This window comes from Ralstonia psammae, from assembly GCF_958405935.1.
Classification (GTDB): Bacteria; Pseudomonadota; Gammaproteobacteria; order Burkholderiales; family Burkholderiaceae; genus Ralstonia; species Ralstonia psammae.
The window spans coordinates 744,594-758,985 of sequence record NZ_CATZBU010000001.1; the positions used below are offsets into that span (position 1 = coordinate 744,594).

Sequence of the window (14,392 nt, forward strand, 5' to 3'; positions counted from 1 at the left end):
GGCTATGCGATAAATTACCTTTTGCCATTTCGGCAACTTCTCGTAGTCGCCGGGTTTAAAGGATGGTCCAGCCATATGTTTCCTCAATGTTTTTTCGGATCGAAGCCGTATCCCACCGGATTTACAAATGTACCAGCAGGGAAGCTGATTCCGACTTCGGCAGCAGTCGCGCCCCCATAGGAATGGTTTACGCCGCCACCTAGCCCAACAATCGGGACCCCGAAAACGGGGGCAAAAGTACCGGCAGACGCGCTCCCGCCACGTAAGAAACTGTTGACGCCTTCTGCACTGTTGTCTCCGAAGATGCTGCCTGCGGTTATGGTCACACCAGCCTGATTGGTGTAGCCGGGGTAAGCGCGACCCATTGACCACTGCCCCGTTACGGAGCCGTCACGCAAGTTGATGGATACACCGCCCGAACCGACGTAGAGGCTCGCTTGTACGGAAACATAGTCGAAGCCTGACCCGGGCCTACCCTGTGGGATGCAATCTGCGACCAAGCAAGCGGTTGTGGGAATGTACGGGTTGCTTGTGGAATACACCTGCCCGCTGCCTAGCGGCTTGGTGGAAGTCGGCGCCGCCGCGTCCCAAGTGTAGTTGCCACCCGTCATCGACGAAATGTAGTTCATCAGATCGGTGGAGGGCTTGGCGATCGCGTTTGTGTTCTGGACGAAGGTCTTGCCATCCGCCGTTAGCATATAGGCGCCATCGTAGTAGCCATTCGGATTCTGGCTCACATCCACGCTCACGTTCGAACCGGCGTTTTCTTTAAGCGCCTTGTTGTTTGCAAGCCGCAACGCGTCCGCGACTTGCGATTCCGTGTACTGGCCGTTGCTTTGGTCGGCAAGTTTCTTGGCAAGCACCTGCTCGTTCTGGTGAATCTGTCGATTGAAGCGATCGACGTTTGCTGCTGTCGCTGCACCCGAGCCACCGCCCACGGCGAGACCGATACCACCCGCCGCGATGTTGGCCGCGATGTTGCCCAGCATCTCGTCCACGTTAGCATTGCCCGTATTTGCGCCGCTCGCCACAGACTGCGCCAGGTTGCCCAACTGATCCGACAACTTGGTCGTGACTCCCGCACCGACCGCACCTGCCACGGCGTTGCCGCCACCCAGACCCGCAATCAATGCGCCGCCTGCCATATGCAGCGCAGCGCGGTAGTCGCCCTTAGTGTCCCAGTTGTCCATGTCGGCCTTGGCGGCAGCAGCGGCCACCGGGTCGTCATTGCTTATAGCAGCCTTGTAACGATCCTTGGCGGCCTGATACTTGCTGTCCGCAATATCTCCGACCGTCTTCGCCACCGCCTCGCCCGCAGCTTGTGCGGCCGCCATCATGTCGCTCTGCTGCGACAGGATGTTGTTCAGGTCCGGATTCTTGCCAACGGTGGTGTTGGTGTTCGACGTGTCTCGATTGAGCGTCGCCACGTCCTGCTTCTGTGCATCCTTGTTCGTGATGGTGATGGAACCCGGAGAGATGGCGGCCTGCGCCACACCGCTCTGGCTGCCGCTGTCGCTCTGCGGAATCATGGGACTGATGCCACCGGTGTTCTTGCCCGATTCTTGACCCGAGTTTGGCTTGCCGCTCGTACCGCCAAACGTGCCACCCATGGAGACGCCGAACGAGTCCGCGCTGTAATCCGAGTGGTTCTGTACATCACTCCAGGTCAGCGTCCCCGTGGTGAGCTGGTTCTTGTCTGGGGTGGCGGTGCTGGCAATGATCGCGCCATTGAGGTCCGTGTTGCCCTTCACGTTGATGTCAAAGCCGCCATCCCCAGCCTTGATGCCAGACTGCTCCGTCACGTTGGCATAGGTGCCGTTGGCGCTGCCGTGGCTCGCTGAGAAGTTGGCCGAGCCGCCGCCGGTACCGATCGTGAAGCCGCCGCCGATGCTGTCCTGTTTGGCGTTCGATTGCGCGGTGTCTTGGCGGCTCGCCAGATTCAGGTTGTTGCCCACATCCAGCGAAACCTTGTTCCCGCTCACCACGCCGCCCAGCACATTGGTGTCGTTGCCCGACACGATCGACACCGAATCGCTGCCGTTGACGTGGCTGTTGAGCTGCGTGGCGCTCGTACTGTCCGCGTTACCCTTGGCCTTGGAAGCCGAGGCGGAGACCGCGAAGCCGGAGCTGCCCACCTGCACGCCGATGCTGGCGCTGCTGGATTCATTGCGGCTGTGGCTTTCATCGGTATCGGTGGCCGACACGATGTTCACGTCGTGCGCAGCCTTGAGCGCCACCTGCTTGGCATTCACATCCGACCCCACGATGTTCAGGTCGCCGGCGGTCTTGTTGCCGTTGGCATCGACGCCCGTGGCCGTGAAGCTTGCCTTGCCGCCTGCCGTGATGGACGAGCCCGTGTGCTGGGTTGCATCGTCCGTCATCGTCTGCTTGCTCTGGCTGGTGCCGAACGACAGGCTCACGGCTGCGCCAGAGGTCAGGTCACCACCGGACGAAGCGAGCGACTTGCCCGCATCGTAGGCATCCCGCGCGCCGGCAATGCCCCAAAGCGCCGCTGCGCGGCCGCTCTGGCTGGCGGCGGCGTTCTGGCCCATCTGCACCGCGCCCACAGCCGCGCCGATTGCACCGCCCACCACGCCGACCGAGACGCCAGTCTGCTTCACCTCATGCGTCTCGTCGTGGTGGGTGCTGCCCTGCGCTGCCTGGATCGTCACATCGGCACCCGTGCCCGTGATGTCCTTGGCCGCAATGACCTGGCTGCCGGTGACGGTCAGTGCATTGCCTGCCGTCATGTTCACGTTGCCGCCGGTGCTGCCCACCATGCTGGAGGTCTGCGTTACGGCGCTGTCGTTGGTCGTGTCTTTCTGATCGCGCTTGCCATACGACAGGCCGCCCGTCGCGCCGAGGCCAGACCGCGTGGTCTCCTGGAAGGTGTAGCTGGAGCTGGTGTTCTGTGCGGTGGTGATAGTCAGGTTGTTGCCTGCCTGCAGGTTCACATCGTTGGTCGCCGCCACTGTTGAGCCCTGGACCGTCAGATCGTGCCCCGCTGCAGCCGTCACCGAGTCACCCGAAATGGACGAGCCAACTGCGTTGGTGCTACTGGTGTTCGCAACCTTTGTGGTCTGCTCGGAAGAGAGCAAGCCCGAGTGCTTGTCTTCCGACCAGGAATTGGACGCGTGCTTCTCTGTCACTGCACCGATCGTCACATCACCCGTACCCACCAGCTTGGCCTGGCCGTTGCCGGTCGTCACAGACGAGCCCAACACCGACACGTTGCCCGGCCCCTGATTGGCCACCGTTGCAATGCCGTTGGCCTGCAGCACCTGATTGACGGCTTGAGTCTGGCCAGCGGCCAGGGTGGCGTTGTTGCCGGCTTGGATCGCGCTGCCGCTCGCCGTCTCGTCATAAGACGACTTCTTGTAGTTCGCGTCCGCGCCGAGCGAGCCTTCGCTGTGCGTATGCGAGTCCAGCGCCGCCGTCTCCGTCAAGTCGCGGCCCGCCACAACACTTGCGTTGTTGCCAGCCTGGACCGTCGAAGACGTGAGCGTCGCATCACGGCCGGCGACCGCCACTACGTTCTGGCCGGCCGCCACCGTGCTACCGATGTTCGTCGTGGTCTGATCGTGCGAGTAGCTCTGGCCACCGCGCGAAACCGCATCCTGCGTGGTCCCGGTCTGCACCGTGCCCAGATTCAGGTCACGGCCAGCGGCGAGCGTCGCCGTATCGCCGGCAGCCACGGCGCCGCCCTGCATGGTGATGTCGCGGCCTGCCGCCACCGTCGCATTGTTGGTGGCGGAAATCGTGCCCACCGAACCGATGCCCGTGGCGCCGGCGGTGTAGTTGTTTGGTCCAAGCGTATTGAGGTTGGAAATCATCTGCGACGAGTTGATGACATCGCGCCCAGCCACGACACCCACATCCTGGCCGGTGATCGTGCCACCAATGTTGCGCACGTCCTGCAAGGCCTGCACGGCCGTGGCGCTGCCAGCGCCACCGATCGTGCCCTGGTTGACGATGTTGTTGCCCAGCACCTGCGTGGCCATGTCACCCACGATGCGGCCGCTGTTGGACAGGTCGCCGGTGGCAGCCAGGCCCACAGTCTTGCCCGTCACCAGCGCACCGGTCGAGTTCAACTCGACGGTATTGGCTTGCGCCAGGTAGAGCTTGGGCACCAGCACCGTCTGGTGCGAGCCATCCGGCAAAGTCACATCCTGCGACACCAGCCACACCATGTCCGTGGTGAGCTGGGCCATCTGCGCATCGGTCAAGCCAATGCCGGGGGCGAGGTTAAAGCTCTTGGCGTATTTCACGCCCGAGTCCATCAGCGCCTGGTATTCGGTGAGCTGGTCGGAGTAGCCCGCGAGGAAGGTACGGCCGGTGAGCTGCGTGATCTGGTCGCGTACGAGCTTCTCTTCATAGAAGCCGTCGCCCAGGCGCTTTTCTGTGGTCTGCGGGTTCAGCCCCAACTGGCCCAGCATGTAGTCGCTGGAGATGAATTTCGTGAACTGGGTGAAGCGCGGGTCGGTCGCCACCAGGTACGTCGCACCCGGCCCGGTCTGGAAGTGGAAAAGGCCGTTGATCGGCAGCGTCAGGTTGGGGATACCGCCTGCAGCGGTGCCCAGGGTCTGCGGGTGATTCGTCTGGCCGGAGGCACCCGCGACGGATGAGCCTGTAGCACCACCACCGGTCACTCCACTACCCGTCACGGTTTCCCCAACACGATTGACTGTCGTGACGTTAATGGTCTGCGCGTTGGTCTGCACCGCCTGGTTGGACGAGGCGATGGCCGGCAGTGCCATCACGGTGGTGGAAGCGACTGGCGCGGTCGGATACGGCACCACCTGGGTGTCGTTGTCGCCGCCCGTCTTCTGGTGCCAGTAGAAGGTCGACGTTTCGGTGGTGGTAGTGCTCTGCTGCAGCGCCGTGCCGCGATCCGTCACCGTACCGCCCACGGCCGAGCGCACCAGATTGCCGCCGGCGGCCATGGTGGACGACTCATTGAGGATCGAGCCGCCATCGCTGTTGATGCGGATGTTGCCCGAGGCACGAATCATGGCAGCAGCACTGGCCGACACGAGCTGGTCCGTGGCGATGGTCGTGGTGGTGGTGCGTTGTGTCTCGTTGTAGTCGTGGCTATCCGATCCGAGGTCCAGGCGCACACGCACCTGATCGGGGCGAATGTTCGTGTTCGGGTTCCAGTCAGGCCAGAAGGTGATGGAATAGGTGCTGCCGTTGTCGGTGATGGACTGGTAGTACTGCGTCGGGTTGCTGGTGATCGAGCGCGAGAGGACCGGCTGATACGTACAGGCCGGATCGCTGGTGTCGCAGCCCGGCATCGCCGGGTTCTGGTACTGCTCGATGGGCGAGGTCGTGAAGGACAACGTCTGCGCCGTCGCGTTCAGCCCCGTGACGGTGGACTTGGGCACCGTCACGGTGATGGGTTGCATCAACGCATAGGTGAGGCTCGCGCTGATGGGCGCCTGTTGACCACTCCAGCGCCAGCTCGGGAAGGTGATGCTTTGGTGGTACTGCATGTCCAGGCCGGTGAAGCCTGCATACCATGTGGTGAGCGTCTGGCTTGCCGTTGTCGGCGTGCCTGGCGCGGTCACGATGCTGGTGCGCGTGTTGTTCACCACCTTGGCCGCGATGTCGATGTCTCCATCCGCTTCGATATCGGCCGACCGGTTGGTGAGCGTGCCCACCTGGTGGATCAGCATCCCGGTGTTGGGATCGCGCACGCCGTCCTTGGCAATCTGCAGGTTGCCGGCGCTGTAGATCGTGGCGCCGTCCAGGTTCGACACCGAGTTGTTGGCGTACAGCTTGAGGTCCTGCGCGGCGGCAATCAGTGCAGCCGCACCGGAGTTCGTGATGTCGTTGGCCTGGGCCTGCACCGTCCTGCCGATGAGGGTGCCGGTGTTCGTCAGTGACGCGCTGTTGGTTTGGACGGTGTCACCTTCGATGCGACCGGCGTTGCTGATGCCGTTGGTGGCCGACACCGTAGTGTTCGTGCCGGTGATGTCACCCGTGGCCGTGTTGACCACGTTGGTAGCACCGACCGTTGTGTTGCCGGCTGCACCCAGCGTGCTGCTATTGGTGAGCGTACCGGTCGCCGACACCGACATGTTTCCATCGGCGCGCAGGTGGTTGTTCGCGCCGTTCGTGTAGTCGCCCGTGACCTGCAGCGTCAGGTTGCGACCGGCGGTCATCTCGCCATCGCCTGACACACCGCCTTGTACCGACACATCCTGATTGGCGCGTACATTGCCGCCGCTATTGGTCATCGACGCGACATTGATCTTGGCGCTCTGGCCGCCCTGCACGGAGCCGCCATCATTGGTGAGCGTTGCCCCTGTCTGGTTCAGGATCAGGTCTTGAGCGCCATACACCACGCCGCCGCGGTTATCGATGGCATTGGAGGTATTGAGGGCCAACGCGCCACCGGCCGCCACGGTGCCGCCCGCCGTATTGGTCAGCGTCTGACTGTTCAGCGTTACGTTGCCATTGCCACCGAGCGCGCCGCCGTCATTTTTGAGGCTCGTGGTTGCGGAGACGGACGTGGCGCCATCACCTGCGTTGACCAGGCGCCCGGACGTGTTGTCGATGCTGGCACCCGAGACCGTTTCCGTACCATGCGCGCCGTTGGCAGCAATGACGCCGTGCCCATTCAGAAACGCACCGGCGGCCGTCGCCGACAGGTTGCCCGAGGTTTGCGCGGAGCCTTGGGTGTTGTCGAGCTGGCCGCCACTGGCGAGCGTCAGGCCCGTCTGGCCGTAGACAGTACCTTGCTTGTTCACAAGATCGCCCGTCGTCGTTGTAACCGACGTGGTGCCCTGCGCCGAGGCGTTGCCCTGCGTGTTGTTGAGCGATGCAGATTGTGTCGTGAGGTTGCCGTTGGTCTGAATCTGACCACCCACATTGGACAGCGCGCCGGAGCTGGTGAGCGCAAGCGTTCCCGTACCAGAGTGCAGCAGCTTGCCGCCATCGTTGGTCACCGCCTGCGCGTTGACCGTCAGATTCTGCGCATTGGCCGCAATCGTGCCGCCGGTGTTGTCCAAGGCCCCGCCAACCTGGAGGGTCGTATCGGCGTGCCCATATTGATTGATCGTGCCGCCCTGGTTGTTCAGGTTGCCCGTGGTGGTCAGACCAAGCTGGTTGCCTTCGATCTTGCCGGCCGTGTTGTCGACCGAGCCTGCAGAGAGGTTCGTCGTGTCGGCCGACAGCGTGCCGTGCTGGTTGTTCAGGGCACCGGTGACGGTTGCCGCGAGCGTCTGGCCTGCGCTCACGCTGCCATTGCTGTTGTCCAGCGTCGTGGCCTTGAGCGTGGCATTGGTTGCCGCGCTGATCTGACCGTGGTTCGTGAGCGTCTGCGTGGTGACGCTGGTGGCGCCGTTGCCGCCAATCACGCCGCCCTGAGCGCCGTCAGCGGTGGTGCCGGCCGTGTTGGTGACCGACGTGGAGGCATTGACCGTGAGGCCATCGGCGTTGAGTGAAACGAGACGGCCGGCGGTGTTGTCGATCGTCGTGCCGGACACAGACAGGGCGCCGCCAGCTTGCACCGTTCCCTGGGTATTGTTCACCGCGCCGGTGGACTGCACGCCTACCGCGCCCTGGCTCACGATCTGGCCGCCGGCATTGGAGACGCTGCCCGCCGTGACCTGCACCGGGCCGTTGCCGCTCAGGTGGCCTGCATCGTTCACAAACGCGCCGGATGCATTGGCCGTAACTGCTCCACCCGCATGGGTCGACGCGCCGCTCAGGTCGACATTGCCGGAGGAATTAAGCGCAACGTTGCCGTTCACGGACGTCTGGCTGTGCGCGAGACTCACGCCTGCGCCTTGGAATGTCGCGTTGCCGCCGGCCGCATTGGTGCCCGTGGCCGACAGGGCACCGCCCGCGGTCACGTTCAGGTCCGCCACCTGCGTCACCGTGCCGTTCTGCGCGACGCCTGCGCCGAGGCTACCGGTGGAGTTCACGGCACCTGCGTTGACGGAAAGACCCTGCTGGGCGGCGAGTGCGCCGCTGTTGGTCAGCGTCCCATCGCTTGAGACCGAGACGGCACCGCCGCCATAGGTCGCGCCCGAGTTCGTTACGTCCCCGTGGGCGCTCGCGTTGAGGTTGCCCGTGGCGCTGGTCGTGCCGGCCAGGATCAGTTGGCCCGCAGACGTGAGAGTCAGGTCGCCGGCCTGTGCAGCGGTGACGCCCTTGAGCGAAACGCCCACCCCATTCTCAGTGGACGCAAGCAGAATCTTGTTCGCATACATGCCACCCAGCGCGCTCACATCGATGCCGAGTGCGGGTGCGGCGCCATCGCCCACGATGGGTGTGGCGGCCAGGGTGTTGTGGTCGACCTGGTTAGCGCCAGCGACCACGTTGAGTTGGTTAGCGTAGACCGCCGCATTGGCCTGCACCGCACGGGAAATCAGGTCCACCTGATCGACATTGCTCGCGTTCAGGCCGGCGCCCTGGATGGAAATCTGCCCGCCAGTGACGCGGAATGCGTCCAGGCTGCCGCTGCCCCCATACACAGGAGTACCCGTTGTCAGCGTCGCGCGGCTCGTATTGATGAAGCCACCGCCATTGACCAGAATGCCGTTCGGGTTGGCGATCACGACTTCCGTTCTCGGCCCTGCTACCTCAAGGTAACCGTTCAACGTACTGGCGTTGGTGCTGGTGACCTGGTTGACGATGATGCGCGCGCTGCCACCGGGCAACAAGTTGGGGTTGCCGTTGATGTATCCCGCCTGCTGGGTCTGCGTGATCGCAGCGGAGTTATTGAGGATCGTCCCTTGGCTCGGAACGTTGAATTGCGAATAGGTGTTGATCGATACACCGGCGCCGTTAGGACGGCCAATGTTCACCTGCTGCAAACCATTCTGCGTCTGCCCCACCTGCGCCGCCGAGCCAGGCGCCGCGACTACCTGGGCATGGACCGCTGCCGGTACGCCTAGCGCACACCAGGCGCCAAAGACAAGCGGCAGCACGGTAAAGCGTGCCAGCGTTGCGGCCACCTCCGCCACACCCTGCGTCCGCGCCCCCACGTTGCGGCCCTTACCTGTGCTGGACGCCGTTTCCTCGACGGCAACCAGCATGCCGCGTACGGCGTTAAAGACAGTTCGATAACACTTCGCGTTCATGATGTTTCTCTACTGACACGGCAGACGACAACAGCCCGATGGCGGACGTTTGAACGTGCGCAAAGCAGGCAAAAAAAGGGGGCAACAACAGACAACAGGCGTGTGCTTACAACAGCGGGGGCCGTTCCGGATCAGGTGCAGGGCGGGTCAGCAAATAGTGCTGACCAGAAGAGTGCTGGGTCGAATGCCCAGCAAGGCGGTGACGCACAACGGCGCGCCTGAGATGTCGTCTCATGCGAAAGCACTCCCTACCCCGTCTGAAATGGAACAACCCCGACGGCCTCACCCCGTCTAGTGCGGAGCAATTGCCTTTTTGCTGTTTGCGCGGATGATAATCGAAACGACCTTACCGATTCGAAACAAGTGCAAATTCGATGCAAATGCGCGACGTTGCGAGATATTTAGATCTGATTTCAGAGAAATTGAATTCAGATTCATTGAGGTTTCCGAGCTTGATTTGGGCATTGACCTGAAGCACCTCACCGACTTCAAAGGCGCACCTGAGCCTGCGTCATCGTGCAGCGATGACAAGGGGGGCGACAGCGGTGCGTGATTCGATCCCGAGCTTGTCCAGCACGCGGCCGACGTGGCTGCGCACCGTCCAGTAACTGATATTGAGCGCCTTGGAGATCTGTTTATCCGACAGGCCCTTGAGCAGCAGTTCGCACACCTCGCCTTCGCGCCGTGTCACCTTGAACTTCTGCTGGAACCACGCCCCCGAGCCCACGGTGACCGCGGTCAGATACAGCCGGTGAACGATGCGGCCATCTGCGGCGCATTCGAACTTCGTGCACAGGTCGAACCCCGCCCACTGCATCGGCTCACTCGCGCCTAGCGCGATCCGGCTCAACAGCAATAACAACCCTTCGCGCTCGATTGCGCTCAAGCCTGCCATCAGCGCTTCTGCGGCGCGGTTTGGTTGTGCAGGCCTGGCTGGATCGAGCACGAACGACGGGCGGCTACCAACGGCGTTTTCATCACCCTCCAACGTGGCGATGGCCCGTTGCCGGTGGGCGTTGATGAGGTGTGGCCGCAGCAGATCAAGAATGCGCAACTCGCGCTCGCCAAAGACGCGGCCGACTTCACTCGTACCCAAGCGGTAATCGAGCAACGTTCCACCGCCGGCATCCAGGCACAGACTCATGCCTGGGTAGACCTTGTACCGCGTGAGGAAATCGGTGAAGTATTCCGTACGCTGCAGGCTGCGCCGGCCAATGATCCGCTCCACGAGCAGCGGGTCTGCCCGACGGTGCAACAGCGGCGAGATCGGGTCGACTGCATGGAAGTACTGCTTGTAGTCCGCATTCAATTGGAGATCCCGGCCCCACGTGGAGGTGTGGATGGGAATTGGGCTCGCGTCGTGCCGGACGATATGCGACATGACATCAATGCCCAGCAATGACTCGAGCTTGCGTGCCACCCCAGGCCGCTCGGCCACGCTATCGGGCGATGCCTCGTGCAGGCTCCCGACGAGCGCCATCAACAATTGAAGATCGTTAAGAGAAAGCGTCATTGCCACCCAATGGCACCCGAGAAGGCACCCGAGAATGCTGGACCGATCCGGCAGGGCGAGAGATCAAGCGGAGCGTTCATGGCACACCGCAAGGGGCACTCGCGCTCTGCACAAGCGCTGTTGATGCGTGCATCCGGGTACGGCGCGCGGCCTGGTGGACCTTGTGGAAGGTTGCGGACTCAAGCTTCCGCATGGGGCGCGTCCAGCGTGACGGGCTGGAGCAAGCGGTATGCGGGCTTGTCGCTCGTAGCGGAATCGGTATCGATGAAAGATGCGCTGCCGGCCTCGGTAGGCTGCCTGCGACTGTCCATCAGCCGCAGCGCGATCAGGTCGAGCACGCCCCAGAGCATGGGGGTGCTGAAGGCGCGCGGCAGATTGAACACGTCATCGCCAAACACGTCGGGCGCTGGTTGGCCCAGCCATAGCTTGAAGGGGCCTGCCGCGCGCACGTCGGCTCGCTCGCCTTCCAGCACCAGCACGTCGGCCTGGTGCGGCTCGACTTCATCCCATTGATAGAGCGAGCGTGCTGCGATCACCCGGATGCTGGTACGCACGCGATGTTGCTGGCCCGCGTCGAGATACTGCAGCGAAATGCGGCCACGCCGATTGTCCACCGACCGTACCGCAGATGGCGTATGAGACTGCATGCGGCTTCCCCTTCAAAACAATGCAAAGGCCGCTGACCGTGCAGGGCCGACGCTGTGCCGAGGGGCTTCCTCACCCGTGGGGCGTACTGGCGATGACCCGTTCATGCCAGCACGCGCACTGCGCTTATTTTTTGTTGGCTGTGCAGGGCTTGCGCCTGACACGCCGTATCAGGCTGGAAACTACCATCTGCGCGCGCGTGCTAACGGCGGGGCTGAGAAAAGTTGAGTATTGGGGTGGTAGCCAGGAGTGTGACTGCGCTGGTGAATTTGTATCTTCAACGGCCCTGAAATGTGGATTCGCAGGGACGGGGCTTTCGATGCGATCGTGTCACCCGAGCTGTTCTATACAGCGCAAGGCATTCTGCGCGCTCGGGCGCGCCGATTCAGTGACGAAGAACTGTTGGAAAAGCTGCGCAATCTCTATCGAGCGCGAGGGTTCTTGTCAGGGCTGATCATCGACGAAACGGAAGGCATGCCCTCAGCCGCAGCCTATGCACACCGCTTTGGTAGTCTCGTTCGAGCGTATCAAGCAGTGGGCTTCACCCCGGATCGCGACTATCACTACATCGAAATCAATCGGTTCTTGCGGCGCTTGCATCCGCAGATCATCGGACATACGGAGCGGATGATTGCCGAACTAGGCGGCTCAGTAGAACGTGACTCGGCAACCGACCTGCTCACGGTCAATCGCGAGTTCAGTGTTTCGATCGTCTTATCCCGCTGCCAGATACTGGAGACCGGCAGTCACCGGTGGAAGGTGCGCTTTGACGCCGGCCTTCTTCCCGACATCACAGTAGCCGTGAGGCTCGACACGGCCAACCAAGGGCCGCTGGACTACTATCTCCTGCCGCGATTGGACTTTGGTCTGCCGCGCATCAGCTTGGCCGACCACAATAGATTCGAACTGGAGACCTATCGGTTCGGCAACTTGGATTACCTCTATGGCATGGCCGAGCGCAGCCGCATCAGGAGGGCCGCATGACGAGGAAACACCCCAAGCCTGACCTGCGCATGATCCCACTCGACACAATCGAAGTCCTGAACCCCCGTGACCGCAACGCGCAAAAGTTCGAGGGTATCGTCCGCAACATCCAAAGCATCGGTCTAAAGAAGCCGATTACTGTCACACCGCGTCCTGGGCAAGACGGCGCTGAACACTACCTGTTGATCTGTGGTGAGGGGCGACTCAAGGCCTTCCGAGAGTTGGGGGAGAACTTTATCCCTGCGCTGGTGGTAGACGCCAGCGATGAAGATGCCTTCGTGATGAGCCTGGCCGAAAATGTCGCCCGCCGGAAGGGTAGCGCCTTGGAGCTATTGACAGGTATTGGCCGACTCCAAGAGCAAGGCTACGACAAGAAGGCGATCGCGGAGAAAACTGGCCTGACGTTGGACTATGTACACGGCATCCTGCAGCTCCTCGGCAGCGGTGAAGAGCGCCTACTCGTGGCGGTAGAGTCGGGGCGCATCCCATTGACAGCAGCGCTTGTCATCTCGGGGGCCGGCAACAATGACCGTGCCGTACAAGTTGCGTTGCAAGAAGCCTATGAGACCGGCCAGTTGAGGGGTCACCAATTGCTGCACGCGCGGCGCGTCATAGAGAGGCGGCAAGCACTCGGAAAGACCTTGGCGCGCAGCGCGCCACGCAAGCCGGCTGAGGTAACGACATCCAGTTTGGTGCGCAATTACCAGAAAGAAGTGGAACGTCAGAAGCTGCTTGTTAGAAAGGCTGAGACAGCACAACAACGTCTGCTCTTCGTCGTTGAAGCACTGCGCGAGTTGATGTTAGACGAGAGCTTCACGGTGTTACTCCGCGCCGAGCGTTTGGACACGCTCCCGAAGTACCTGTCCGATCGAGTCTGGCCAGGAGGCCATACCTCATGACCGATCTGCTCGGCTTCATCCCTCGGCCACTGACGCTGCCGCTTGAGAACATTCTGCCGTCGCGCAAGACCCCCGAGGGTCTCCAGCAATCTGCGAAGTTCAAACAGATTCTGTCGTCTATTGAGGCGGTCGGCATGATTGAGCCGTTGAGCGTGGGCAAACCTGACAAAGCCAGCGGACTGCACGTCTTGCTTGATGGACATATCCGACTCGCTGCGCTGAGGGAATTGGAGTTCACGGATGCGCCTTGCCTTGTTGCCACCGATGACGAAGGCTATACGTACAACAACAGACTGAATCGGGTGAGCACGATCCAAGTGCACTTCATGATTCGGCGCGCCCTGGAGCGCGGTGTGCCTCGCGAAAAATTGGCGAAGGCGCTGAACGTCGATGTTCGGCACATCATCATGCACGCAGCCCTGCTCAATGGTGTTTGCCCGGAAGCCGCAGAACTGCTAAAGGACTTTCACTTCTCACCCAACTTGGGCGCCGTGCTTCGCAAGCTGAAGCCCACCCGTCAGATCGAGTGTGTTGAACTGATGATCGCGGCGAACAACATCACAGTTTCGTATGCGCAAGCGTTAGTTGCCGCCACGCCGAGCAATCTGCTGCTACATGAGAGCAAGCCCCGCAAATTGGGCGGTGTCACCGCAGAGCAAATGGCGAAGATGGAGCGCGAGATGGGGAACCTGCAAGGCCAGCTCAAGCTGGTCGAGCAGTCCTACGGACAAGACGTCTTGAATCTGGTCCTAGCCAAGGGATACCTCACCAAATTGGTGAGCAACGAAGCGGTATTTCGGTTCCTGTCCCAGAAGCACCCCGATGTTCTACGTGAGTTTGAGACCTTGACACGGTCAGTGTCGCTGGAGGCCTGAACAGGGCGCGGCTGAACCGCTGCCTCTGTTGGCATTCCCGCCCGTCACGGGAACGCGTCAATCTGTTGTTATTGGCTGTAGCCACGCCGCTCTATGGCGGCTAGTACGTCCCACGTTTGCGGATCAACATCGCGGCCCCCGAGCGACATCGAAACGTAGGCATCAATCGCGTCCATAAAGCCTTTTATGAATGCCGGCGGGAATGCGTGTGCGGAGAGGTGCTGAAGCTCTGCCCGCAGCATGCCCGGTCGGCATTGGCCGTGGGTGCGCATGGCGGTGCGTGTGCGCTTGAGTGCGTATTTCAGCGATCGTGGACGGTCAGATCAGGCTGATGGTGGACGGCATTTCAGCGTGATCATGGACGCTCGGGGCGAGCGAGAGTGA

6 protein-coding genes and 1 pseudogene are annotated in these 14,392 nt (G+C 61.9%); 3 read left to right on the forward strand and 4 right to left on the reverse strand.

Going from position 1 to position 14,392, the window contains the following annotated elements; translation table 11 throughout:
• Positions 1-83 precede the first annotated feature (83 nt).
• The 3 genes from R2N16_RS03595 to R2N16_RS03605 all read right to left on the reverse strand — a co-directional run bounded on the left by R2N16_RS03595 (position 84) and on the right by R2N16_RS03605 (position 11,252).
• Entirely contained in the window at positions 84-9,092 is a 9,009-nt protein-coding gene (locus R2N16_RS03595) for a hemagglutinin repeat-containing protein (RefSeq protein ID WP_316664196.1), read from the reverse strand.
• A gap of 511 nt (positions 9,093-9,603) precedes the next feature.
• Entirely contained in the window at positions 9,604-10,605 is a 1,002-nt protein-coding gene (locus R2N16_RS03600; protein WP_316664197.1) for a helix-turn-helix transcriptional regulator, read from the reverse strand.
• Between the two features lie 179 nt (positions 10,606-10,784).
• Positions 10,785-11,252 (reverse strand): hypothetical protein, encoded by a 468-nt coding sequence (locus tag R2N16_RS03605; protein ID WP_316664198.1) that lies wholly within the window; start codon positions 11,250-11,252, stop codon positions 10,785-10,787.
• 271 nt (positions 11,253-11,523) lie between these two features.
• Here R2N16_RS03605 and R2N16_RS03610 point away from each other — a divergent pair.
• From R2N16_RS03610 to R2N16_RS03620, 3 genes and pseudogenes are all read left to right on the forward strand, one after another.
• Positions 11,524-12,234, forward strand: a pseudogene (locus tag R2N16_RS03610) (recombinase family protein); the annotation flags it as partial.
• A complete protein-coding gene (locus tag R2N16_RS03615; RefSeq protein ID WP_316664199.1) occupies positions 12,231-13,133 on the forward strand; it encodes a ParB/RepB/Spo0J family partition protein in 903 nt (300 codons plus the stop codon). The pseudogene R2N16_RS03610 and the gene R2N16_RS03615, both read left to right, overlap by 4 nt.
• Positions 13,130-14,008 carry a plasmid partitioning protein RepB C-terminal domain-containing protein gene (locus R2N16_RS03620; RefSeq protein WP_316664200.1) on the forward strand — a complete coding sequence of 293 codons (879 nt, stop codon included), beginning with the start codon at positions 13,130-13,132 and terminating at the stop codon, positions 14,006-14,008. The genes R2N16_RS03615 and R2N16_RS03620 overlap by 4 nt, the downstream gene beginning before the upstream one ends.
• A gap of 68 nt (positions 14,009-14,076) precedes the next feature.
• Here R2N16_RS03620 and R2N16_RS03625 read toward each other — a convergent pair whose 3' ends face one another.
• The gene (locus tag R2N16_RS03625; protein ID WP_316664219.1) at positions 14,077-14,313 is read right to left on the reverse strand and encodes a hypothetical protein; all 237 of its coding nucleotides are present in this window, start codon (positions 14,311-14,313) and stop codon (positions 14,077-14,079) included.
• Positions 14,314-14,392: the final 79 nt, after the last annotated feature.

Excerpts from the sequence above, each read along its gene's own strand:
- R2N16_RS03595 (WP_316664196.1), bottom strand. The coding sequence starts at position 9,092 with ATGAACGCGAAGTGTTATCGAACTGTCTTTAACGCCGTACGCGGCATG.
- R2N16_RS03600 (WP_316664197.1), bottom strand. The coding sequence starts at position 10,605 with ATGACGCTTTCTCTTAACGATCTTCAATTGTTGATGGCGCTCGTCGGG.
- R2N16_RS03605 (WP_316664198.1), bottom strand. The coding sequence starts at position 11,252 with ATGCAGTCTCATACGCCATCTGCGGTACGGTCGGTGGACAATCGGCGT.
- R2N16_RS03615 (WP_316664199.1), top strand. The coding sequence starts at position 12,231 with ATGACGAGGAAACACCCCAAGCCTGACCTGCGCATGATCCCACTCGAC.
- R2N16_RS03620 (WP_316664200.1), top strand. The coding sequence starts at position 13,130 with ATGACCGATCTGCTCGGCTTCATCCCTCGGCCACTGACGCTGCCGCTT.